The organism is Streptomyces sp. 17_S59, from assembly GCF_056930295.1.
In genome coordinates, this window is the sequence record NZ_JBXOWD010000001.1 from 5567543 (window position 1) to 5588363 (window position 20821).

The following is a 20821-nucleotide window of genomic DNA, read 5'->3' on the forward strand; positions in this document are numbered from 1 at the left end:
GCGGGCAACGACTACGGGGCGGGCGCGCCGTCGCCTTGTCCGGTCGGCTGCGCCTGGTGTGCCCGGTAGGCCCGGGCGAGATGGTGCTGCAGGCGGGCATGCCGGAACTGATACACCGCCCCCGCCTGACGCAGCACCCCCCGCTCGTACGCATCCTCGAGGAAGGCGACAACGGGCCAGGGCAGCCGCCCCGTCAGCGGCAGCCAGAGCCGCGAGAAGACCACCCACTGGCCCCAGGCGGTCAGGGTGAGCACGTAGCCGAGGCCGCCGCCGAGGCCGCTGGTGACGCCCAGCTTGATCGCGGCTGTGAGGTTCCAGGTGAGCGGGCCCAGCAGCGCCGACAGGAGCCCGATCACCACCCCGGCTCCGAAGCCGACTAGGAGACCGAAGGCGGGTGCCCAGACGAGGAGCTGGGTGACGACCGTTCGGCAGTTCGTGCGCAGCAGGCCGACCGGGTTGACGGCGGACCGGATGTCGAGAGGGGTTTCGAGGACGGCCAGGAGGCCGAAGGCGATACCGGCTCCCAGCGCGAACACGAGCCCGAAGACGATGCCGTCGTCGAGGCCGCCGCGGAGGATGATCGGGAGGCTGACGCTGTAGAGGATGCCGAAGAACACTGCGCGCACGAAGCCGAAGCCAAAGCCGAAGACGAGCCCGCACACTATCCCGAGCGCGAGGCGGAGGGTAGCCCTCCGCCAGGTCCTCGTCGTCTTGCCTGGCCTGCCCGCCCTGTCGAATATCTTCATACGCATGCTGGACGGCGCCACTGCCACGCCCCTTGCCGCGAACATGAACCAGTACGCGAGCCCGAACATGACCCCGGCGAGGAGACCCGCCACCAGCCCGTCCACGAGCTGGAAGCGGAAGGAGTCCCTGAAGATGCCGACGGCGCAGTCGACGAGCCCGACGAGCAGACAAACCACCATTGCCGTCACCAGCGTGCGCGTGGAGCGGCGCAGTCCGCAACCGAGCCGCCACCACTCCAGGTTGGGGGTGTCGAGCCGGGTCAGGTGGTGGGCCAGGTAGCCGAGCCAGTACTGGGCACGTTCCGGGTCGAAGCCGCTGCGCGGCTTGCCGGGCGGGCGGTGCTCGGGGCGAGGGCGGTAGACAGCGGCGGTGAAGTTGTCGAGGAGGTGGTCCTCCAGCTCCTCGGGGCCGGCGAACCGCCGGGTGTCCAGGAGCGCGGCCGGGTCCTGGCCGGGGGTGTCGCTGTAGACGGCGCGGGCGAGCGTGACCATCAGCGGAGTGGTCAGCACCGCGGCGAGGTTCGCACCGGCCCGGCCGTGCGGCCGCTCGCGCAGCTCCTTCAGCACCGGGTCCCAGGCCGTCGCTGCGGGGTCCCCTCCGCGGGCCTTGCGCGCGGTGCGCGGCAGGTAGTCGGCCAGGTCGTCCAGGGTGAGATCGGTCAGGTCCACTGCGGCAGCGGAGGTGAGCACGTCCGTCTCCGCCACTGCGGCGGCGTACTCGGACGGCCGGCTCGTCAGCAGCAGCGAGAGGGTCGTGGCGTTGAGCGCCTCCAGCGCGGGGCGGCGCAGACCGTCGGCGATCTCGTCGAAGCCGTCCAGCACGGGCAGCACCCGGCCGCTCTCGACCAGCGCGGCGGCCAGACTCGACCCGCCGGGCCCCGGGGCGGCAAGTCCGGGGTGGTCGCGTATCAGTTGCGCCGTCAGCCAGTCCCGGAACGTGATGGCGGTGGGATCCCACGAGCCGATGCTGAAGATCACCGGTACGGGCTCGGCCCGGGCCCTCGACTTGAGACAGTCCAGGACGAACCGCACCGCGAGAATCGTTTTTCCGGAGCCGGACCGGCCCAGCACCACCAGCCGCCCGGACGGGATCCGCCGGTACACGCCTACGATCTCGTCCAGCTGCCCGCCCAGATCCAGCGGGCCGTGCGAAGCCCCGGCGGGCAGGCGGCGGATGTTGGCCCAGTGGTCGGTCAGCTCCTCGGGGACCGATCGCCAGCGCACGGGCAGCGGGTAGGGATCGTGGACCTGCCGCTGCTCCTCCTCGCGCTGCCAGCGGGTGGTCACTGCTTGCGCGAGCTGCTCGGCGACGTCGGCCAGGGTTTCGTTCAATGCCGATGTCGGCATCGGCTGCCGGGTGACCGGTTCGATGTGGACGGTCGAACCATCCGGACCGTTCCCGTCCGAGCTCGGGCCGTCCGGACCCTTCCCGTCCGTGGCCGGGACATCAGACCCGCTCCCGCTCCCGTCCCCGTCCCGCCGAATGGCGGCCGCCAACAACTCCTCGCGCTCCTCGGGCCCCAGCCCGAGCGCATCGGCCAGCAGCCGCACCGTCGTCACCCGGGGGTCGGCCCGCTCGCCCGTCTCCAGCCCGCGGATGGTGCGCACCCCCACTCCGGCGCGCTCCGCCAGGGCTTCCTGAGTCATCCCCGCCGCGCGCCGCAGCCGCCGTAACAGCTCGCTGAACTCACTCGCCACAGGTCACGGCCTTCCCCCCGGACTTGTCCATTTCCCCAGGTGAGGGACTCTAGCGCGGCAACCGGCCGCATACGGCCGGTCCGCTGGCCTGTCCGTAAACCGCCGCCGGGGACAGCGTCGACGGCATCCGTCAGACCGACCACTCCGAAGCCCGGGGAGCCGCGATGCCGACGACAGCCACCGCCGCCCAGCCGACCGTCACCACACTCACGCAGCAAGAGCGCGAGGTGCTCTACGCAGTCGGATGCGGCCTGAAAGACACCGAGATCGCCGCCGCCCTCGCCATCCCCAAGGAGGCCGTGGCCGGACATCTCGCGCGGATCCTCACCGAACTCGGGCTGCGCGACCGGGCCGCCGCCATCGTCCACGCCTTCGACTGCGGCCTGGTCGTCCCCGGCCGCGGGCCCCGCAGGAAGGCGACGGGCTCGGTACCGCGAACCGCCGCCCACCCGAACCCGGAACCGCCGCGCTTACGGATCTCCGTACTCGGTCCGCTGCAGGCATGGCGCGACAGCCGGCCCGTGGACCTGGGGCCGCTCCGCCAGCAGGCCGTACTGGCAGCACTGGCTCTGTGCTCCGACCGGACGGTCAGCCAGCAGGAACTGCTCGACGGGGTATGGGGGATGGAGCCGCCGATCACCAAGGTCGTGCCGGTGTACATCTACCGGCTGCGCAAGGTCCTCCGCATCGGGGACGGCCCTGGTGATTCAGCGATCGAGCGCGATCGGTGCGGCTACCGGCTGATCCCCGGCGCGGTCGAGGTGGACGTGGCGCGCATGGAGGAACTGGTCACGGCCGCCGGGAAGGCCGAGCGAGCCGGCGAACCGGCCGAGGCCGTCCGCGTCTGCTCCCAGGCACTGGACCTGTTCCGCGGGGAAGTCTTGTCCGGCTTACCGGGGCCGTTCGCCGAACTGGAACGACTGCGGCTCACCGAGCGCAGGATCGCCCTCGTACAGCGGAAGCTGGACTGGCAGCTGCGGCTCGGGCGACATTCCGAGGCGATCGCCGAGCTGTGGGCCCTGGCCGTGGCCCAGCCCCTGAACGAACCCGTCGCTGCGATGCTCATGCGCGCGCTGTACCGGAGCGGCCGTCAGGCCGACGCGCTGACCGTGTTCGACCGCACCCGCCGCCGTCTGGTCGAGGACCTGGGGGTCTCTCCGGGCCAGATGCTGCGGCGGACGCACCAGATGATCCTGCGCGGGTACGACGCCGACCTCGGCCTCGCCCGTACCGCGCCGTGACGGGGCCGACGCCGCACAGACGCGGCGAGGAGCTGATGCTGGCGAGAATCTCCGCAGCGGCAGGCCGCGCGCACATCGGCAGGCGACGCGCCACTTACGTGGTGGCCGCCGCGTACCCGGCGCCCCACGCGAACGCCGGACGGACGCGGGGGCTCCAGGGCCTGCTGGCCCTGGCCCGAAACTGGCGACCTTACGCCGCGAAGGAGGGCACGGATGCGCGGCTGGACCTGTACGAGCGCGGAATGACGGTTGCCGTCAGGGGGCGGATCCACGTCGTCCGCTACGACACCACTTCGGTCTTCCAGACGGCCACTGTTCCCGTCTACACGCTCACCGACGTCGACGGGGAGCGGGTCGTACTCCACGCCAGGCCGGAGGACGAGGACAGCTACGCGGAAGGCTGGGGCCCCGAGATCCAACGGGCCGTCACCCACGCCCAACTGCCCCTTGCCCTGGCCGCGCTCGACAAGAGCCTGCGACTCACCTTCGGGGACATCTGGCTGACCAGGGAGGGGCTCCGGTCCGGAGAGGTGTCCGCGAGCTGGCCACAGGTGCAGCAGATGCAAATCCGGAATGACGTCATCAAGCTCGGCATCGCCGGGAAGTGGCACGAACTGGAGCCCAGGGCCTCCGGGATCCCGAATCTCTTCGTCTTCCGCGCACTCGTCGAGCACCTTCGAACCGGCGGCGGCGCGTGCTCATGACGACACGAGCCGAAGAGTCGAATGATCTGAATGCGTCGACCGGCCGTTTCATCGCTATTTCAACACCCGTGGCTAACGTCCATGCCGACCACAGCAGTTGTGTGCGCTTGTTCCAACCGGAGGAGAAGCAGAGCGATGACTTTGGTCAGCAGATGGAAGAAGGCGATCGGTTTTGCCGGTACGGCGGCAGCCATGGTGGCCGTCACCGCCGTCGCACCCGCCGTCGCCCACGCGGATCCGGTGCACCACTACTACCTGGAGGTCGGCGGCACGGCCTCGGCGTTGCCCGCACCCGACTGCACCGGCACCTTCGCATTCGCCAACAAGCACCTCAACGGCGGCATCCCGGTGCCGGTCTGCTACCCGGCGAGCGCTGGCCCCTGGCTCAACGGCAACAACCTCCCGGACCTGAGCGCACCGAGCTTCGACGCCAGCGTGCAGGAGGGATACCGCAATCTGCTGGCCGCCGCCGAGGACACCTACCGCCGCGATCCCGGCGCCCGCTTCACGATCGTCGGCTACTCCCAGGGCGCGCAAGTGGCCGACCAGGTGCTTCAGACGATAGCCAACGGTGGCACCGACATACCCCGCTCGCAGGTGAACGGCATGCTGTACGCCGACCCCATGCAGCCCGACACCGGCATCTGGGCCAAGCTCCCGAAGGGCTGGAGCGCCCTGGGATTCACTTCGCCCGGCGCCGGCCCGGCAAAGCTCGAGGGCGTCCCGGTGCAGCGATTCTGCATCCGCACCGACGGCGTGTGCGACGCCACCTCACTCCAGTCCATCAGCGGCTTCCTGAACCAGCACCCCAAGTACTGGCAGGACGGCAATGTCATGACGCAGACCATCGGGCACGACGGGGGTGACGGAGTCGTCTGGTACGACTCCTGACAGCCCCACCCAGGCCGCCCCGTAATCGGGGGAATGCGGGGCAAACGGTCCGACCGGGGGAGGCCGGTCGGACCGTCCGCGTATGGTCGCAGCGGGCAGCGCGCAGTACACATCACCAGGCCGCAAGAAGGCCCTTCAGCCGAGCCCGGGTGACGGCCGCGATCGTGAACGCGCAGGTGATCGTCCCCGTCGCGATCATCTCCTCCACGGCCTGTGCCGGCAGGACGACCGTCCGGCGGATGCCTTCGGCGGTGTCCAGGGTGCCGATTCCCCGGACGCGGGCCGCGAACAACTCGACGTGGTCGCCCAGCAGACCGGTGTCGGGATGCAGCCGTCCCAGCGGGATCAGCTCTGCGGCCTCCGCCCCGATTTCCTCCGCCAGCTCTCGGGCGGCATTCTGCGCGCCCGTCGCGCCAGGCTCACCGAAGCCGCGCGGCACCTCCCAGTGCCAGGCCCGGGTGGCGTGGCGGTAGTGCTCGACGAGGACGATGTCGCCGTCGGCCGTCAAGGGCAGGACGACCGCACCGGGGCTGTCGGCGCTGGCGATCGTCCGTACATACAGGCCCAGGGATCCTCCGGGGAACCGGACCGCGTCCCGGACGAGGGTGACGTACGGATCGGCGTACACGACCCCGATCGGTGCATCGCCCCCCGCGCTGCGCCGTGCCTCCTCGACCTCTGCGGGATCGAGGAGGATGTCTATCCCGCCCGGCGTGTTGACGAACAGCTCGGGCCGGGTGGCGCGCAGGCGGTCGTACGGTGTCTGGGCCTGGTCTGGCACGGTTCTCAGTACTCCTCCGGGGCGTCCTGGACGGTGGTCGAGCCGGTGGCGGCGGCGGGGACGCTGAGTTCCTCCTCCCGGTATCCGGGCAGCTTGCGCACCATGTCGTGGAACCTTGCCCACTCACGGACGCTGTCGAACCGCACGGCGGCCATTTCCCGGGCGAACTTCTGCTCGCGCTTGCCCGCCACCCGGTTGCGGAGCACCAACCGGACGGAACCCCCGTAGTTGGCCGTCATCCCCCCGACGCTGCCGGCAATGCTCCAGAACTCCTCGCCGGTGACCGCGGTGAAGACGGCCCCGCCTATGGTGACGACGACCTCCACGACCGGCAGCCACTTGGTGGCGCGCACGCGCCGGTCCCCGCGGGCGGCCGCGATGCGCACGATCTCGGAGTTGAGTGCGACGTAGGTCGTGAAGACGTCCTCCACGCGCTGTGCGAAGTCGTCCGGCCGGGAGATCAGTCTGTCGAAGGCATGGATGTATTCGTGCCAGGGATCGCTCTCACGGAGGCTGCAGATGTCCCCCAGGGCGAGGGCGTCGATGGTGGCGGGGGTGAGGTGAAGCCGCGACTGGACGGTGTCGAAGACCTGTCTGCACAGGAACTTCATCAGCTCATCCGGGTCCGTGACCGTGCCGGACGGGTTCGTACGGACGTCCCGCCACTCCTGGAGCGCGATCCTCCGCAGGCTGTCGGCCGGGGTGAGCGGGTACATGCCGAGGGCGTCGGCGAGATTGACGCTGTAGATGAGGTCGAGGAGCTGTTTGATCTCCGCGGAGAACGGTTTGCTCCGGTCGTAGCGGCCCTCGGAGACGGGCGTGCCCGGGACGGAGACGAACTCCTCGTAGAGCAGGTTCCGGGTCACGAACTCGCCGCTGACGCTGAGTTCGTTGCTGCGCTGGACGACTTCGCCGATCCGCTCGGCGAATGCCCGGTGATGGTGCGGGGGAACGCCGACGTCCTTGGCGAGCAGGGGGATGTCCTTGGCGGTCAGACTCTGCACCCGGCCGGCGAAGGCGTTGAAGAGCGCGCTCCTGGTGGCATCCCGGTTCTCCTGGTCGTCCCAGGAGAACCGGACGCACTTCACCCGCTCGCCGGAGCGCATTCCCTCAAGGGTCTCCTGCCAGGCGGCGAATGCGGTCTCGTCGAAGTCGAGGCCGGGACGCGGACGTTCGCCCGGGTCGCGTTCGTTGAGCAGGTAGGGAACGACGACCCCCTGCGCGAGCAGCTTCTGGAGGGCTCGGCGGGCCGTGCCGCCTTCGAGAGGGTCGCAGCTCACGGCGGGGTTGTTGTAGAAGAACACCCGGTTCGCCACGAGCTGCCGGGTGTTGATCAGGCTGCGGAAGTACTCGGCGCGTACTTCCTTGTCCCGTGAACCCGCCACCTCCTGGAGCGACTTTCCCTCGGTGACCATCTGCTGCGTCAGCTCGGCGCTCACCCACTGGTTGTCCAGCGACTGTGCGATCACGGCGCCGGGCACCAGATCCTTGGGCGTCAGTCTGGCCGTCGTTCCGGTCGTCGTTCCCGTCGTCGTTCCGGTTGTCTCAGTCGTCTCATCGGATTCCTGCGCCATCCCCGCTCCCTGAGTCCCCCGGCCCCACAGACGTGGCGGCCACCGGACATGCTGCTACGAAGTCCGGGGCACGGGGGCGGAATGGGTGAGAGCTGTTTATCTCCGTTTCCGGCTCTCTGCGCGGACGGGCGGCCCTTCCCTCAATGCCCCAGCCTCTCCAGCGCCTGCACCGGATACCTTTCCCCGGCCACCGCCTCCTCCGGCACCGCCCCCCGCAGCAGCTCCAGCTGCTCGGCGTTCAGCTCCAGCTCCGCCGCCCCCGCGTTCTCCTCCAGGTAGCGGCGGCGCTTGGTGCCCGGAATCGGGACGATGTCGTCGCCCTGGGCGAGCAGCCAGGCGAGGGCCGCCTGGGACGGTGTGCAGCCGATCTGTGCGGCGACGTCCTGCACCGTCCGCACCAGCGTCAGGTTCCGGTCGATGTTCTCGTCGGCGAAGCGCGGCCACCGCAGTCTGTTGTCGTCCGGGCCGAGGTCGTCCCGGGACGTGACGGAACCTGTGAGCATGCCCCGTCCCAGCGGGGAGTACGCCACTACCGCCACGCCCAATTCGCGGCATGCTGCCAGCAGTTCCCCTTCCACCACGTTCCGGGTGAAGAGGGAGTATTCGACCTGTACCGCGCTGACGGGGTGGACGGCGTGCGCCTTGCGCAGCGTGGCGGCGCTGATTTCGCTGAGGCCGATGTGGCGTACGAGGCCTTCCCGCACCAGCTCGGCCAGCGCGCCGACCGTCTCCTCGATGGGGGTCTGCGGGTTCCGGCGGTGTGCGTAGTAGACGTCGATGTGGTCGACGCCGAGCCGGCGCAGGGAGGCGCGGCAGGCCTGCGGGACGTAGGAGGCGGAGGTGTCGACCTGGTCCACCCGGCCGGTCACCGGGTCGTGGCGGAGGCCGAACTTGGTCGCCACCACCATCGCGTCCCGCTCCCGGGGGTGCCGCTGCAGCCAGCGGCCGACCAGTTCCTCGTTGACGCCCTGCCCGTAGGCGTCCGCGGTGTCCAGCAGGGTGACGCCCAGCTCCAGGGCGCGGTCCAGCGTGTGTTGCGACTCCTCCTCGTCCGGGACTCCGTAGGCGATAGACATGCCCATGCAGCCCAGGCCGATCGCCGAGACCTCGGGGCCGGTCTCACCGAGTCTGCGGTACTTCATCGGGTGGTCCTCCCAGTGGACGGTCCGGCGGATGGGCCGGCGGACGGTCCGGTAGTCGGTGCAGTCGGTAGTGGTGGTAGCGCGGCGTAGGCCCGGGCGACCTTCAGCAGCCATGCGACCTCGGCCGTGTAGTCGCCGCCCTCGGTGCTGTCCGGGCCGAGAGCCGGGGGATCCCCGGCCGGCGGCCGGTCGTCCTGCTTCGCGCGCAGGGCCGCCGCCAGCGAAGCGGCCTGTACCGTCGCGCGCAGCCGGTCGCCCGTCAGCCCCGCCTCCTCGGCCGACCGGCGCGCCGCCGCGACGACGGCCGGGTCCGTGTACGGGCGCAGCGCGAGCAGGCCGTCCTGGATTTCGATGACCCTCCGGTAGAGCCGGAAGTTGATGTCGCCCGGCGCCAGGTGGGCGAGGCGGTTGGCGGGCGCGGGCGTCAGCGCGATGTCCGGGAGCGCGGTGGACAGCGCCCGCCACAAGGGGTGCAGCCGCTGGTACATGACGAAGTTGCGGACCAGGCGCCGCGCATCGGACGCCCGCGGGCCCCACGACGGCATGGTCAGCCCCGCCACCAGGAAGAAGATGCCCGTGCCATTGGCCACGGGGGTCAGCAGCTCCCACTCCAGCGGGTCGAGGCCGCACTGCACCGTGATGAGGGAGAGGAGCCTGTTGAGGACGTAGACCAGGCAGGCGCTCGCGCCGATCGCTGTCGTGTACAGCCCCCTCTGCAGCCACTGCCGGCCGGCCACCCGCCCGTACCGCACGCACAGCCGGATGATCTCGATCATTCCGGAGCCGAAGGCGCTGACATAGAGGAGCAGGTAGGCGGCCACCACGGGACGGTTCGCGTTCTGCAGCAGATAGTGCGCGCTGCGCTGGTGCGTTCCGGCCTTCGCTGTGATCCACAGCCCGATCATGACGACGGCCACCAGAACGGCGACGAGCAGCCTGGTGAGGGCCTGGCGGCGGGCCTCCTCGCGCGGGTACACCCAGTGGACGATCGCGATCAGGAAGGCGGCGCTGGAGGCCACGCCCCCGAAGAGGTGGATGCCCAGAGCCCCCAGGTCGGCCACGCCCAGCCGGGCGTCCACCCACGCCGAGACCTTCGGTGTGGAGAGGGAGAAGGAGATCCCCTTGCAGGAGAACGCGACGAGCAGCGCCAGCAACGACGGGTCGCCGCGCCGGTGACGCAGATCGCGCAGCTTGTAGAGGAAGGCCAGCGCGCACAGGATCGCGCACGCCGGGAACACCACGGCCTTCACATCGCCCATGAGACCTGGAGACCTCCTGCCCTCGCCGCTCGGCTTCGAGAGGGCAGCGGTCGGCGAAACCTCAGCCCGGATTGAGTGAATTGTTAATACGCGCGATGGTGTCGGCGTCGGTGGACGGTACCGCCCACACGGATTCCACGGGCGGGCGGGTGACGCGTTCGAGGATGAGCGAGGCGACGATCTCCGCTTCCTGCTCCTCCTCGGTGGAGTAGCTGGTTCGTCCGAGGACCTCACGGACGAGCCGTGGATCCAGGTTGGGCAGCAGGCGCCCGATTCCCGTGGGGTCGGGGCCCGTCGAGTCCGAGTGCTCGCACAGCATGTGCGCGAGTTCGTGGGCGATGATGTGGTCACGGTGCAGGCGGCTGGTGTTCGCCTCGACGATGATGATGTCGGCGACGTCCGTGGCCAGCCACATGCCGCAGGGCGTCTCCGCTCCCAGCGGGAGCGGTACGAGCTGGATGGGGCGTCCGCGGTCCTTGCCGATGCGTTCCGTGAGCGTGGCGATGCTGCACCCGTCGGGCAGGTCCAGGCGGGCAAGGATCGCTTCCGAAGCCCGACGCAGACGCTTGAGGTCTCCCTTGCGGACCTGGTGCTGCGCCCGGGAGTCTGAGGCCACGGTGGAAGGTTACTCCCTTCCCGCGGTCCGGGCCCCGGCCGCGTCCCCGGGCCCACGCGAGAGATCATGTTCCTCGGGGACGCGTGAACTCTGCGACATTGCCCTCTCCCTGACACCGCCGGACCAGTGCTTCGTGCGGTGATGGTAATCGCCCCGGCCGAGGATGTACTGGTGAGGATGGCTGAAAACCTTCGGTGGGGGAGTGCGACCTGCCCTGGGCTTGGAGGTTTGAGGTCGACAAAGCGGCAAACAGCCGAGACGTGTGTCTCATATTGGCTGCTTGCCGATCGCTTGCGCGCTCGCTTGTAAAAGCGTGTGTTCGAGTGTGGTCTGAGCGGGGTAGGGGTCGCCGTGCCCGGCACCCCGGACGGGTGCGGGTGATGTCGCCCGATACGTGCGTCGCGCGTGTCATTCAGCCTAACGGTGCGTGTTTATCCCTAGAATCGCGGGATGTACATATCCAGCACGTTCCCCGGAGGGGTGATCCGGTGAACAGGTCCGAGGCCACCGATGAGCAGTGGGAGGGACTGGCCGAGGTCGTCCCGCTGCGAGGCCACCAGACTTGGCCGTCCTGGCCCGATCACCGGGCCCTGCCGGAAGAGGAGCCGGAGGAGAGCCGGCGGCGCATGGTCGTGCTCCGCGTCCAGGTGTTCGCGGACGCACGCGAGGTCGCCGAGCATCTGATGGCCCGTATCCCGGTGCTGCTCGACCTCACCAGCGCCGACTCCGACGTCGCCAAGCGGATCCTGGACTTCTCCAGCGGCGTCGTCTTCGGGCTGTGCAGTGCCATGCACCGCGTCGACACCAATGTCTTTCTCCTCACCCCCGAAGGGACGGAGGTGGCCTCAGGGTACTCCGATCGTAGGAAGAATGATCAGATGAAACGGTTTGGCTGAGGATGTGCCGCATACGGTCCGGGGCATGGACGCCGCCATCCAGCCCCAGCGCCCCGTCGTGACCGAACTGCGGCTCTCCGCCTTCAAATCGCATCGCAACGCCGTCTACTCGCTCGGCCCGCTGACCCTCTTCCGCGGCGCGAGCGGCAGCGGCAAGTCCAGTGCCCTGGAGGCGTACGAGACGCTCGCACGGCTCGCGGGGGGCGACTCCCTCGACGAGGCCCTCGCCCCCGTGGCCGGCGGCGCCGACGCGTGCGTACCGCAGTCGGCCAGGCCCGACGCCCAGGGGCGGCGCGGCTTCCGGATCGGCTGCACCGTGGCGGGACCGGTGGGGCCGGTCCGGCTGGACGTCGCCGTGCAGGCCGAGCCGGAGCTGCGGGTGGTCGGCGAGCGGCTGACGGGTTCGGGGTGCACCCTTCTCTCCACGGCGCTGCGGGACCCGGGGCTGCGCAAGGTCGAGGCCGCCTGGCACACCGCGGGCTCGGTGCCCGTCACCCGCGCCCCGCTGCCCGACGACCGGCTCGGCACCTCGCTGCTGCCCCTGCGCGTCGCGGGCAAGACGGCCGGGCAGCGGATGGTGCTCGATGCCGCCGAACAGGTCGTGGTCGCACTCCGCTCGGTCTTCCCCTGCGACCCGCGCCCCGAGCTGATGCGCACCCCGGTGGCCGCGCGCGACGGGCTGCTGCGGAGCGCGTGTGACAACGTTGCCGCGGTTCTGGGGCGCACACGCAACGAGTGCGTGACGCGGCACGCACTGCTGGTCTCGGCGGCGGGTGCCGGATGCCGCGGACAGGTCGAGGGGCTGGGGGTGCAGAGTCTCGACGGCGGTCTCGTACGCGCCGTGCTGACGCGGAGCGCGGGTGGGACGACGCCCCTGGAGCGGCTGGGCGACGGGGAGTTGCGGTATCTCGCGCTCTGCCTGGTGCTGCTGACGGGGCCCGGAGTCCTGGCGGTCGACCCGGCGGCCGAGGTGCTGCCGGCCCGGCAGGTGCTGACCGTCCTGGCGGACGGCTTCGACCGGTGCCTGGACGGCCGTCAGGCCCGGGAACTCCTGGGGCTCGCGGCGCGGATGTGCGAGCGGGGGCACATCAGACTGGTGGGGACGGTGCGCGGTGCGGCGGCGGAGGCTGTGGAGGAGGTAGCGGGGGCCTCGATGGTAGATCTGGGGTCGTGACCGAAGACATGAACGATATGAACGGCAAGAGCAGCAAGAGCAGCAAGAGTGGCAAGAACGACCTGGATGCCGACGGCCGGGGCAACGCACACGATCTTGCGGGGCTGCAGCGCCGCCTGGTCGCGTTCGCGGCGGCACGCGACTGGCAGCCGTTCCACACGCCCAAGAACCTCGCCGCCGCGCTGAGCGTCGAGGCCTCCGAACTGGTCGAGATCTTCCAGTGGCTGACGCCCGAGGAGTCGGCGCGCGTGATGGACGCGCCCGCGACGGCGGGACGGGTGGAGGACGAGGTCGCGGACGTGCTGGCGTACCTGCTCCAGTTCTGCGAGGTGCTGGGGATCGACCCGCTGGCGGCGCTGTCGGCGAAGATCGACCGCAACGAGCGGCGGTTTCCGGTACCGGGCGAGTCGGACATCCGGCGTCACGAACCGGACGATCGTCACTCTCCGGAGTGATTGAGTTGTCCACAGCGCATTTGGTATCCACAGATTTCTGAATTCCCCTGGCTTTTCCGGCGGTTAGTCATCACTCTGGGTAGTGAGAGCGGGCAGACGGAAAACATGGGGGACGGGCATGGACGCGGCGCGGCTGATCGAGGCCACAAGGCACGCCCTGGCAGGCGCCGGGGCGGTGGAGGACATCGTCGTCGAGGCATGGCAGGCACAGGCTCTGGCGGAGGCCGTCGGCAGCCATCTCGCACTTCACGGGCCCTTCGAGGCGCGGGCTGCGGCCCGCGGCCTCAGCGAGGCGGGCGGCCGGGCCTCCGGCGCGCTGTGCCGGATCGCGCTGCGCGCCGGAGGCTTACGGGCGGCGCAGCTCACCGAAGTGCGCGACCCATGGGGGGCGTTGACGGATCTCGGCGAGCTGCTCGGCGAGGTCGGCATAGCCCTGGTGGGCATTGCCTGTGCCTGCGAGGAGGACACCGTCTACTGGCAGTGCATCGAGGCGATCGATGCCGCCGACGAGACGAGCGACCGGGTCAGCGGGCTGCTGAGACGGCTCGCCCTGAGGGAGCGGGGAGGCGCGGCATGAGGCGCCGAAGGGAGCGGGCGGGTAGGTCAGGCGCTGCCGTCTCCGCCCTGGGAGGTCGGCCGCTCGGCGGTCGACTGGGCCGACGACTGGAGGTCGGCGTCGAGCTGGGTCAGGTCCGCGTTGAGTGCTGCCATCAGCTCCTCCATCTGCTGGAGCAGGCCCTTGGGCGCGCCCTGTTGCTGCTGGGGGCCGGCCTGGGTGGGCACGGCCTCGTCGGGCGCGGCTTCCTGCGTCATGGTGGCCTCCTCGGCCCTCGCCCTCCCGGTGCGGGCGGGCGGTGTTGCGATCGTCGCCTCCGGCAGGGGAAACCGGTGCGCGGGCCGGGCGGTCCGGCTCCGCCCGAGCCAACGATCACCGGGCGTGCCCGGACACTGGCCGGTACTCCGTAGGCCGGTCGGGGCGGTGGAATTTCACCCTGCAGGGCCGATTCGTACGGAACAGGGGGCGATTGGTTGACGTGTGCTCGAAAAGTGCAGGATGGCACCGAGACCGGTACCGACACCGGCACCAAGACCGGCACTGCTACGAGCACGGGAGCGCCCCTGATGTCCGCGCCCAGCACCCCACTTGCCACCGCGCTTGCGCGGGGCCCGCTCGTCCTGGACGGCGGGCTGTCCAACCAGCTGGCCGCCCAGGGCTGTGATCTCTCCGACGAGCTGTGGTCGGCCCGGCTCCTGGCCGACGATCCCCGGCAGATCGAGGAGGCCCACCGGGCGTATGTCCGGGCAGGCGCCCAGGTCCTCATCGGCTCCAGCTATCAGGCGACCTTCGAGGGCTTCGCCCGCCGGGGCCTGGGGCGGGACGAAGCGGAGGAGCTGCTCCGGCGCAGCGTGGCCCTGGCCCGTGGTGCCGCCGAAGCCGGGGAGGGAGAGGTCTGGGTGGCCGCCTCGGTCGGGCCGTACGGGGCGATGCTCGCGGACGGCAGCGAGTACAAGGGGCGGTACGGGCTGAGCGTGGCGGAGCTGGAGCGGTTCCACCGGCCGCGGATCGAGGCCCTGGCGGGGGCTGGCCCCGATGTGCTCGCGCTGGAGACGGTGCCGGATGCGGAGGAGGGCGAGGCGCTGCTGCGGGCGGTGGCGGGGTGCGGGGTGCCCGTGTGGCTCTCGTACAGCGCGGTGGGGGAGACCACGCGTGCGGGGCAGTCGCTGGCGGAGGCGTTCGCCCTCGCCGCGGGGAACGACCAGGTGATCGCCGTGGGCGTCAACTGCTGCGAGCCGGGCGACGTGGACCGGGCCGTGGAGATCGCGGCGCGGGTCACCGGGAAACCGGTTGTGGTCTACCCGAACAGCGGGGAAGGCTGGGACGCACGGCTGCGGAGCTGGGCGGGGCGGCCCACCTTCGACCCCGCCCTGGTCGCGGGCTGGCGGGCCGCCGGGGCCCGGCTCATCGGCGGCTGCTGCCGGGTCGGTCCGGAAACGATCGCCAAGCTGGCGAAAGTGATCAAAAACCAGTAGGAATCGGGGCACAAGGGGGTAGATACTCTTCAGTGTGTTTCTGACAATCAGTACGACCGGCACCCCGGAAAACCCGGCCACCGACCTCGGGTACTTGCTGCACAAGCATCCTGACAAGGCGCAGCAGTTCTCCACGGCCCACGGCACCGCGCATGTCCTCTACCCCGAGGCGGATGCGCAGCGCTGCACGGCGGCGCTGCTGCTGGAGGTCGATCCCGTGGCGCTGGTCCGGCGGGGCAAGGACAAGGGGCGCGGGGGAGCGCCCGACTCGGCGCTGGCGCAGTACGTCAACGACCGCCCCTACGCCGCGTCCTCGCTGCTGGCCGTCGCGCTCGGCAGCGTATTCTCCAGCGCCATCAAGGGGCAGTGTGCGGCCCGTCCCGAACTTCCCGGGAAGGCACGGCCGTTGCGCATCGAGGTGCCGGTGCTTCCCGCGAAGGGCGGGGCCGCGCTGGTGGAGCGGCTCTTCGAGCCGCTGGGCTGGGCCGTGGAGGCCCGGCCGGTGGCGCTCGACGAACGGTTCCCCGAGTGGGGCGAGTCCCGGTATGTGTCGCTGGTGCTCGAAGGCGAGCTGCGGCTCGTCGACGCCCTGCGGCACCTCTACGTCCTGCTGCCGGTACTGGACGACGCCAAGCACTACTGGGTGGCGCCGGACGAGGTGGAGAAGCTGCTGCGGCACGGCGAGGGCTGGCTGGAGGACCACCCCGAGCAGCGGCTGATCACCAACCGCTACCTCGCCCGCCGCTGGTCCCTGACCCGCGATGCGCTCGACCGGCTCGCCCTCGCCCGGCTGGCCGAGACCGACGACAGCGCTGCCGAGGACCTCGACAACGCGGTGGACGAGAAGGACGACACCGACGAGCGGCCCCTGCCGCTGGCCGTGCAGCGGCGTGAGGCCATCCTCGCCGTCCTCCGCGCGGCCGGGGCCGAGCGGGTGCTGGACCTCGGCTGCGGCCAGGGCCAGTTGGTCGGGGCGCTGCTCCAGGACGTGCGGTTCACCGAGATCGTCGGTGTCGACGTGTCGATGCGCGCGCTGAAGGAGGCCTCGCGCCGGCTGCGCCTGGACCGGATGACGGAGCGGCAGTCCGCGCGGGTGACCCTGCTCCAGGGTTCGCTCGCCTACACCGACCGTCGGCTGGCCGGGTACGACGCCGCCGTGCTCAGCGAGGTCATAGAGCACCTGGACCTGCCCAGACTGCCCGCCCTGGAATACGCGGTGTTCGGCTCGGCGCGGCCCGCCACCGTGGTGGTGACCACGCCCAACGTGGAGTACAACGTCCGCTGGGAGTCCCTCCCGGCAGGCCATGTGCGCCATGCCGACCACCGCTTCGAGTGGACCCGCGAGGAGTTCCGCGACTGGGCCGGGCGGGTTGCCGGGCGGCACGGGTACGGAGTGGAGTTCAAGCCCGTGGGACCGGACGACCCCGAGGTGGGGCCGCCCACGCAGATGGCGGTCTTCCGCAAGAACGACGTGAACGACGTGAACGAGAACAAGCACAGCAGGAACGGCAGCGAGCCGTCCGGCGAGAACCGCGGCGAGAACCGCGGCGAGAACCGCGGCGAGGCCGCGAAGTCCGAGAAGTCTGAGAAGTCCGCGAACGAGAAGAAGGAGATGGCGGCATGACCGGCGAGCGCAGTCGCCTCGGCGTTCCCGACCTGTCCCTTGTGGTCCTCATCGGCTCCACGGGCTCCGGCAAGTCCACCTTCGCCGCGCGGCACTTCAAGCCGACCGAGACCATCTCGTCCGACTTCTGCCGAGGCCTGGTCAGCGACGACGAGAACGACCAGAGCGCCAGCAAGGACGCCTTCGACGTCCTGCACTACATCGCCGGAAAGCGGCTGGCGGCCGGTCGGCTCACCGTCGTGGACGCCACCAACGTCCAGTCCGACGCCCGCAAGCAGTTCGTCCGGCTGGCGCGCGAGTACGACGTCCTGCCCGTCGCCATCGTGCTCGACGTGCCCGAGGAGGTGTGCGCCGCGCGCAACGCCGACCGGGCCGACCGGGCCGGCCTGCCGCGCCGGGTCATTCAGCGCCACCAGCGCGAACTGCGCCGTTCCCTGCGTCACTTGGAGCGCGAGGGCTTCCGCAAGGTGCACGTCCTGCGGGGCGTCGAGCAGGTCGAGGCCGCCGAGGTCGTCCGGGAGCGCCGCTTCAACGACCTGCGGCACCTCACCGGCCCGTTCGACATCGTGGGCGACATCCACGGCTGCCGCTCCGAGCTGGAGAGCCTGCTGGCCCGCCTCGGCTACGACCTCGTCCGCGACGAGGCCGGCCGTCCCGTCGACGCCGTGCACCCCGAGGGGCGCACCGCCGTCTTCGTCGGCGACCTCGTCGACCGGGGGCCGGACAGCCCCGGCGTGCTGCGGCTCGTCATGGGCATGGTCGCCGCGGGGCACGCCCTGTGCGTGTCCGGCAACCACGAGAACAAGCTCGGCCGCCACCTGGGCGGCCGCCAGGTCAAGGCCACGCACGGCCTCGCCGAGACGATCGAGCAGCTGGCGCGGGAGGACGAGCACGACCCGGCGTTCCGCGAGCGGGTGCGGGAGTTCATCACGGCCCTGGTCAGCCACTACGTCCTGGACGACGGCCGGCTGGTGGTCTGCCACGCGGGGCTGCCCGAGAAGTACCACGGCCGCACCTCCGGCCGGGTCCGCTCGCACGCCCTGTACGGCGACACCACGGGGGAGACCGACGAGTTCGGCCTGCCCGTGCGCTACCCCTGGGCCGAGGACTACCGCGGCCGGGCAGCCGTGGTCTACGGCCACACCCCGACCCCCACGGCCACCTGGCTCAACAACACCATCTGCCTGGACACCGGCGCCGTCTTCGGCGGCAAGCTGACCGCGCTGCGCTGGCCCGAGCGCGAGCTGGTGGAGGTGCCGGCCGAGCAGGTCTGGTACGAGCCGGTGCGGCCGCTGGTGCCCGAGGCGCCGGGCGGCGCCGAGGGCCGGCCGCTCGACCTCGCCGACGTCACCGGGCGCCGGGTCGTGGAGACCCGCCACCTGGGCCGCGTGGCCGTCCGCGAGGAGAACGCCGCGGCGGCCCTGGAGGTCATGAGCCGCTTCGCCGTCGATCCCCGTCAGGTGGTCTACCTCCCGCCGACGATGGCCCCCTGCGCCACCTCCAAGGAGGAGGGCTACCTGGAGCACCCGGCGGAGGCCTTCGCCGCCCACCGCGCCGACGGCGTCCGCCAGGTGGTCTGCGAGGAGAAGCACATGGGCTCCCGCGCCGTCGTCCTCGTCTGCCGCGACGCGGACGTGGCCGGGGAGCGCTTCGGCACCGCCGACGGCGTGCTTGGCGCGGTCTACACCCGCACCGGCCGCCCGTTCTTCGACGACCCCCGGACGGCCCGGAGCATGCTCGAGCGGCTCGCCCGGTGCGTCGACGCGGCCGGCCTGTGGGAGCAGCAGGACACGGACTGGCTGCTGCTGGACGCCGAGCTGATGCCGTGGTCCCTCAAGGCCACCGGCCTGCTGCGGCACCAGTACGCGGCGGTCGGCGCGGCCTCCCGCGCGGTCTTCCCCGGCGCCCTCGCGGCCCTGGAGTCGGCCGCAGCGCGCGGGGTCGACGTTTCCGGTCTGCTCGACCGACAGCGCGAGCGCGCCACGGACGCGGCGGCCTTCACCGATGCGTACGGGCGCTACTGCTGGCCCGTCGAGGGCGGCGGGGCGGACGGCCTGGAGGGCATCCGGCTGGCGCCGTTCCAGATCCTCGCCGCCGAGGGCCGCAGCCTCGCCACGCTGCCGCACGACGAGCAGCTCGCCCTGATCGACCGGCTCGTCGAGCAGGACGCCACCGGTCCCGACGGCACCCCCGGCCTGCTCGCCACCACCCGGCGGCTGCTGGTCGACACCGAGGACGAGGCGTCGGTCGCCGAGGGAATCCAGTGGTGGCTGGACCTCACGGCCGCCGGTGGCGAGGGCATGGTCGTCAAGCCGCTCCAGGCGTACACGCGCGGGGCCGACGGCCGGCTCGTCCAGCCCGGCATCAAGTGCCGTGGCCGGGAGTACCTGCGCATCATCTACGGCCCCGAGTACACCCGCCCGGACAACCTCTCCCGGCTGCGCATACGCCACCTCGGCCACAAGCGCTCGCTCGCACTGCGCGAGTACGCGCTGGGCCTGGAGGCGCTGGACCGGCTGGCGGCCGGGGAGCCGCTGTGGCGCGTCCACGAGGCGGTCTTCGCGGTCCTCGCCCTGGAGTCCGAGCCGGTGGACCCGCGCCTGTAGGGGGTGTCCCCGGGGCCCGGGCCGCCCGGCCCCGGCCCCGGGTCGCTCGGCGCGCGGCGGCACTCCGTGCCCCGCGTGCCGAGTGATCACGGCGCATCGGGGTCAGGATGGGGGAATGGGATTCCATGTCGATTCCGAGGCCGGGCGGCTGCGCCGCGTCATCCTGCACCGCCCCGACCTGGAGCTGAAGCGGCTCACGCCGTCCAACAAGAACGCCCTGCTCTTCGACGACGTGCTCTGGGTGCGCCGCGCCCGTGCCGAGCACGACGGCTTCGCCGACGTGCTGCGCGAGCGCGGGGTCGAGGTGTACCTCTTCCAGGACCTGCTGGAGGAGAGCCTGCGGGTGCCGGCCGCGCGGGAGCTGGTACTGGACCGCGTCTTCTCGGAGAAGGAGTACGGGCCGCTCGCCACCGGCCACCTGCGGGCCGCGTTCGACGCGATGCCCGTGGCCGAGCTGGCCTCCTGGCTGGTCGGCGGGATGACCAAGCGGGAGTTCCTGGAGCGGTACGCCGAGCCGGTCTCGGTCCGCTTCCACGTCATGGACCTGGACGACTTCCTGCTCAATCCGCTGCCCAACCACCTCTTCACCCGGGACACCTCGGCCTGGATCTACGACGGCGTCTCCATCAATGCCATGCGCTGGCCCGCCCGTTGGCACGAGACCGTCCACTACGAGGCGGTCTACCGGCACCACCCGCTCTTCGCGCAGGGCGGCTTCCACGTCTGGTGCGAGGGGCAGGCGGCCTACCCGTCCACGATCGAGGGCGGCGACGTGCTGGTCATCGGCGAGGGCGCGGTGCTCATAGGAATGAGCGAGCGGACCACCCCGCAGGCCGTGGAAATGCTGGCCCGGGGCATGTTCGCGGCCGGTTCGGCCCGTACGATCGTGGCGCTGGACATGCCCAAGCGGCGCGCGTTCATGCACCTGGACACCGTGATGACGATGGTGGACGGCGACACTTTCACCCAGTACGCGGGGCTGGGCATGCTCCGCTCGTACACCATCGAGCCGGGGGCCGGCGAGCGCGAGCTGAAGGTCACCGACCACGCGCCGGAGCACATGCACCGTGCCATCGCCGCCGCCCTGGGGCTCGACTCGATCCGGGTGCTCATCGCACGGCAGGATGTGCACGCGGCGGAGCGCGAGCAGTGGGACGACGGCTGCAACGTGCTGGCCATAGAGCCGGGCGTGGTGGTCGCCTACGAGCGGAACGCCACGACCAACACGTTCCTGCGCAAGCACGGCATCGAGGTCATCACCATTCCGGGCAGCGAGCTGGGGCGGGGCAGGGGCGGGCCGCGCTGCATGAGCTGCCCGGTCGAGCGGGACCCCGTACCGGGGGCGTAGCCAGCACCCCTCGCATAATGATACGAATGCTCGTA

General features: G+C 71.0%; 18 protein-coding genes. 11 read left to right on the forward strand and 7 right to left on the reverse strand.

Going from position 1 to position 20821, the window contains the following annotated elements; translation table 11 throughout:
• Positions 1 to 11: 11 nt before the first annotated feature.
• Entirely contained in the window at positions 12 to 2444 is a 2433-nt protein-coding gene (locus tag AC1Z4A_RS25315; RefSeq protein ID WP_483682160.1) for a helix-turn-helix domain-containing protein, read from the reverse strand.
• 164 nt (positions 2445 to 2608) lie between these two features.
• On the opposite strand from AC1Z4A_RS25315, the gene AC1Z4A_RS25320 reads away from it, so the two are divergent.
• The 3 genes from AC1Z4A_RS25320 to AC1Z4A_RS25330 all read left to right on the forward strand — a co-directional run bounded on the left by AC1Z4A_RS25320 (position 2609) and on the right by AC1Z4A_RS25330 (position 5280).
• Positions 2609 to 3685 (forward strand): AfsR/SARP family transcriptional regulator, encoded by a 1077-nt coding sequence (locus AC1Z4A_RS25320; protein ID WP_483682161.1) that lies wholly within the window; start codon positions 2609 to 2611, stop codon positions 3683 to 3685.
• 35 nt (positions 3686 to 3720) lie between these two features.
• Entirely contained in the window at positions 3721 to 4389 is a 669-nt protein-coding gene (locus AC1Z4A_RS25325; RefSeq protein ID WP_483682162.1) for a DUF6585 family protein, read from the forward strand.
• A 135-nt stretch (positions 4390 to 4524) separates the two neighbouring features.
• Positions 4525 to 5280, forward strand: coding sequence for a PE-PPE domain-containing protein (locus AC1Z4A_RS25330; RefSeq protein ID WP_483682163.1), 756 nt, complete (start codon positions 4525 to 4527; stop codon positions 5278 to 5280).
• A gap of 112 nt (positions 5281 to 5392) precedes the next feature.
• Here AC1Z4A_RS25330 and AC1Z4A_RS25335 read toward each other — a convergent pair whose 3' ends face one another.
• The 5 genes from AC1Z4A_RS25335 to AC1Z4A_RS25355 all read right to left on the reverse strand — a co-directional run bounded on the left by AC1Z4A_RS25335 (position 5393) and on the right by AC1Z4A_RS25355 (position 10652).
• Positions 5393 to 6061, reverse strand: coding sequence for an NUDIX hydrolase (locus AC1Z4A_RS25335; protein WP_483682164.1), 669 nt, complete (start codon positions 6059 to 6061; stop codon positions 5393 to 5395).
• 5 nt (positions 6062 to 6066) lie between these two features.
• Positions 6067 to 7635: a hypothetical protein gene (locus AC1Z4A_RS25340; RefSeq protein ID WP_483682165.1), complete on the reverse strand. Its 1569-nt coding sequence runs from the start codon at positions 7633 to 7635 to the stop codon at positions 6067 to 6069.
• 140 nt (positions 7636 to 7775) lie between these two features.
• Entirely contained in the window at positions 7776 to 8777 is a 1002-nt protein-coding gene (locus tag AC1Z4A_RS25345) for an aldo/keto reductase (protein ID WP_483682166.1), read from the reverse strand.
• A complete protein-coding gene (locus AC1Z4A_RS25350; protein ID WP_483682167.1) occupies positions 8774 to 10036 on the reverse strand; it encodes an MAB_1171c family putative transporter in 1263 nt (420 codons plus the stop codon). Before AC1Z4A_RS25350 ends, AC1Z4A_RS25345 begins: the two co-directional genes overlap by 4 nt.
• Before the next feature lie 61 nt (positions 10037 to 10097).
• Positions 10098 to 10652, reverse strand: a complete 555-nt coding sequence (locus AC1Z4A_RS25355) for a hypothetical protein (protein WP_483682168.1) — start codon at positions 10650 to 10652, stop codon at positions 10098 to 10100.
• 488 nt (positions 10653 to 11140) lie between these two features.
• Here AC1Z4A_RS25355 and AC1Z4A_RS25360 point away from each other — a divergent pair, with 488 nt between their 5' ends.
• The 4 genes from AC1Z4A_RS25360 (at position 11141) to AC1Z4A_RS25375 (ending at position 13754) form a co-directional block, all read left to right on the forward strand.
• A complete protein-coding gene (locus AC1Z4A_RS25360) occupies positions 11141 to 11548 on the forward strand; it encodes a cell division protein SepF (protein ID WP_483682169.1) in 408 nt (135 codons plus the stop codon).
• 25 nt (positions 11549 to 11573) lie between these two features.
• Positions 11574 to 12722, forward strand: a complete 1149-nt coding sequence (locus AC1Z4A_RS25365; RefSeq protein ID WP_483682170.1) for an AAA family ATPase — start codon at positions 11574 to 11576, stop codon at positions 12720 to 12722.
• Positions 12719 to 13177 carry a nucleotide pyrophosphohydrolase gene (locus tag AC1Z4A_RS25370; RefSeq protein ID WP_483682171.1) on the forward strand — a complete coding sequence of 153 codons (459 nt, stop codon included), beginning with the start codon at positions 12719 to 12721 and terminating at the stop codon, positions 13175 to 13177. Before AC1Z4A_RS25365 ends, AC1Z4A_RS25370 begins: the two co-directional genes overlap by 4 nt.
• Before the next feature lie 118 nt (positions 13178 to 13295).
• Positions 13296 to 13754, forward strand: coding sequence for a DUF6099 family protein (locus tag AC1Z4A_RS25375; RefSeq protein ID WP_483682172.1), 459 nt, complete (start codon positions 13296 to 13298; stop codon positions 13752 to 13754).
• A 26-nt stretch (positions 13755 to 13780) separates the two neighbouring features.
• Here the strand turns inward: AC1Z4A_RS25375 and AC1Z4A_RS25380 are convergent, their stop codons facing one another.
• On the reverse strand, positions 13781 to 13990 hold the full coding sequence (locus tag AC1Z4A_RS25380) for a hypothetical protein (protein WP_483682173.1): 210 nt from the start codon (positions 13988 to 13990) through the stop codon (positions 13781 to 13783).
• 309 nt (positions 13991 to 14299) lie between these two features.
• Here AC1Z4A_RS25380 and mmuM point away from each other — a divergent pair, with 309 nt between their 5' ends.
• The 4 genes from mmuM to AC1Z4A_RS25400 all read left to right on the forward strand — a co-directional run bounded on the left by mmuM (position 14300) and on the right by AC1Z4A_RS25400 (position 20786).
• On the forward strand, positions 14300 to 15208 hold the full coding sequence (gene mmuM, locus AC1Z4A_RS25385; protein ID WP_483683721.1) for a homocysteine S-methyltransferase: 909 nt from the start codon (positions 14300 to 14302) through the stop codon (positions 15206 to 15208).
• A 34-nt stretch (positions 15209 to 15242) separates the two neighbouring features.
• Positions 15243 to 16832 (forward strand): 3' terminal RNA ribose 2'-O-methyltransferase Hen1, encoded by a 1590-nt coding sequence (locus tag AC1Z4A_RS25390; protein ID WP_483682174.1) that lies wholly within the window; start codon positions 15243 to 15245, stop codon positions 16830 to 16832.
• On the forward strand, positions 16829 to 19438 hold the full coding sequence (locus tag AC1Z4A_RS25395) for a polynucleotide kinase-phosphatase (protein WP_483682175.1): 2610 nt from the start codon (positions 16829 to 16831) through the stop codon (positions 19436 to 19438). Before AC1Z4A_RS25390 ends, AC1Z4A_RS25395 begins: the two co-directional genes overlap by 4 nt.
• Before the next feature lie 115 nt (positions 19439 to 19553).
• Positions 19554 to 20786 (forward strand): arginine deiminase, encoded by a 1233-nt coding sequence (locus AC1Z4A_RS25400; protein ID WP_483682176.1) that lies wholly within the window; start codon positions 19554 to 19556, stop codon positions 20784 to 20786.
• Positions 20787 to 20821 lie beyond the last annotated feature (35 nt).

Bases quoted from the DNA above. Each gene is read 5' to 3' on its own strand.
- AC1Z4A_RS25320 (WP_483682161.1), top strand. From the start codon at position 2,609: ATGCCGACGACAGCCACCGCCGCCCAGCCGACCGTCACCACACTCACG.
- AC1Z4A_RS25325 (WP_483682162.1), top strand. From the start codon at position 3,721: ATGCTGGCGAGAATCTCCGCAGCGGCAGGCCGCGCGCACATCGGCAGG.
- AC1Z4A_RS25330 (WP_483682163.1), top strand. From the start codon at position 4,525: ATGACTTTGGTCAGCAGATGGAAGAAGGCGATCGGTTTTGCCGGTACG.
- AC1Z4A_RS25340 (WP_483682165.1), bottom strand. From the start codon at position 7,635: ATGGCGCAGGAATCCGATGAGACGACTGAGACAACCGGAACGACGACG.
- AC1Z4A_RS25345 (WP_483682166.1), bottom strand. From the start codon at position 8,777: ATGAAGTACCGCAGACTCGGTGAGACCGGCCCCGAGGTCTCGGCGATC.
- AC1Z4A_RS25350 (WP_483682167.1), bottom strand. From the start codon at position 10,036: ATGGGCGATGTGAAGGCCGTGGTGTTCCCGGCGTGCGCGATCCTGTGC.
- AC1Z4A_RS25365 (WP_483682170.1), top strand. From the start codon at position 11,574: ATGGACGCCGCCATCCAGCCCCAGCGCCCCGTCGTGACCGAACTGCGG.
- AC1Z4A_RS25375 (WP_483682172.1), top strand. From the start codon at position 13,296: ATGGACGCGGCGCGGCTGATCGAGGCCACAAGGCACGCCCTGGCAGGC.
- AC1Z4A_RS25380 (WP_483682173.1), bottom strand. From the start codon at position 13,990: ATGACGCAGGAAGCCGCGCCCGACGAGGCCGTGCCCACCCAGGCCGGC.
- mmuM (WP_483683721.1), top strand. From the start codon at position 14,300: ATGTCCGCGCCCAGCACCCCACTTGCCACCGCGCTTGCGCGGGGCCCG.
- AC1Z4A_RS25395 (WP_483682175.1), top strand. From the start codon at position 16,829: ATGACCGGCGAGCGCAGTCGCCTCGGCGTTCCCGACCTGTCCCTTGTG.
- AC1Z4A_RS25400 (WP_483682176.1), top strand. From the start codon at position 19,554: ATGGGATTCCATGTCGATTCCGAGGCCGGGCGGCTGCGCCGCGTCATC.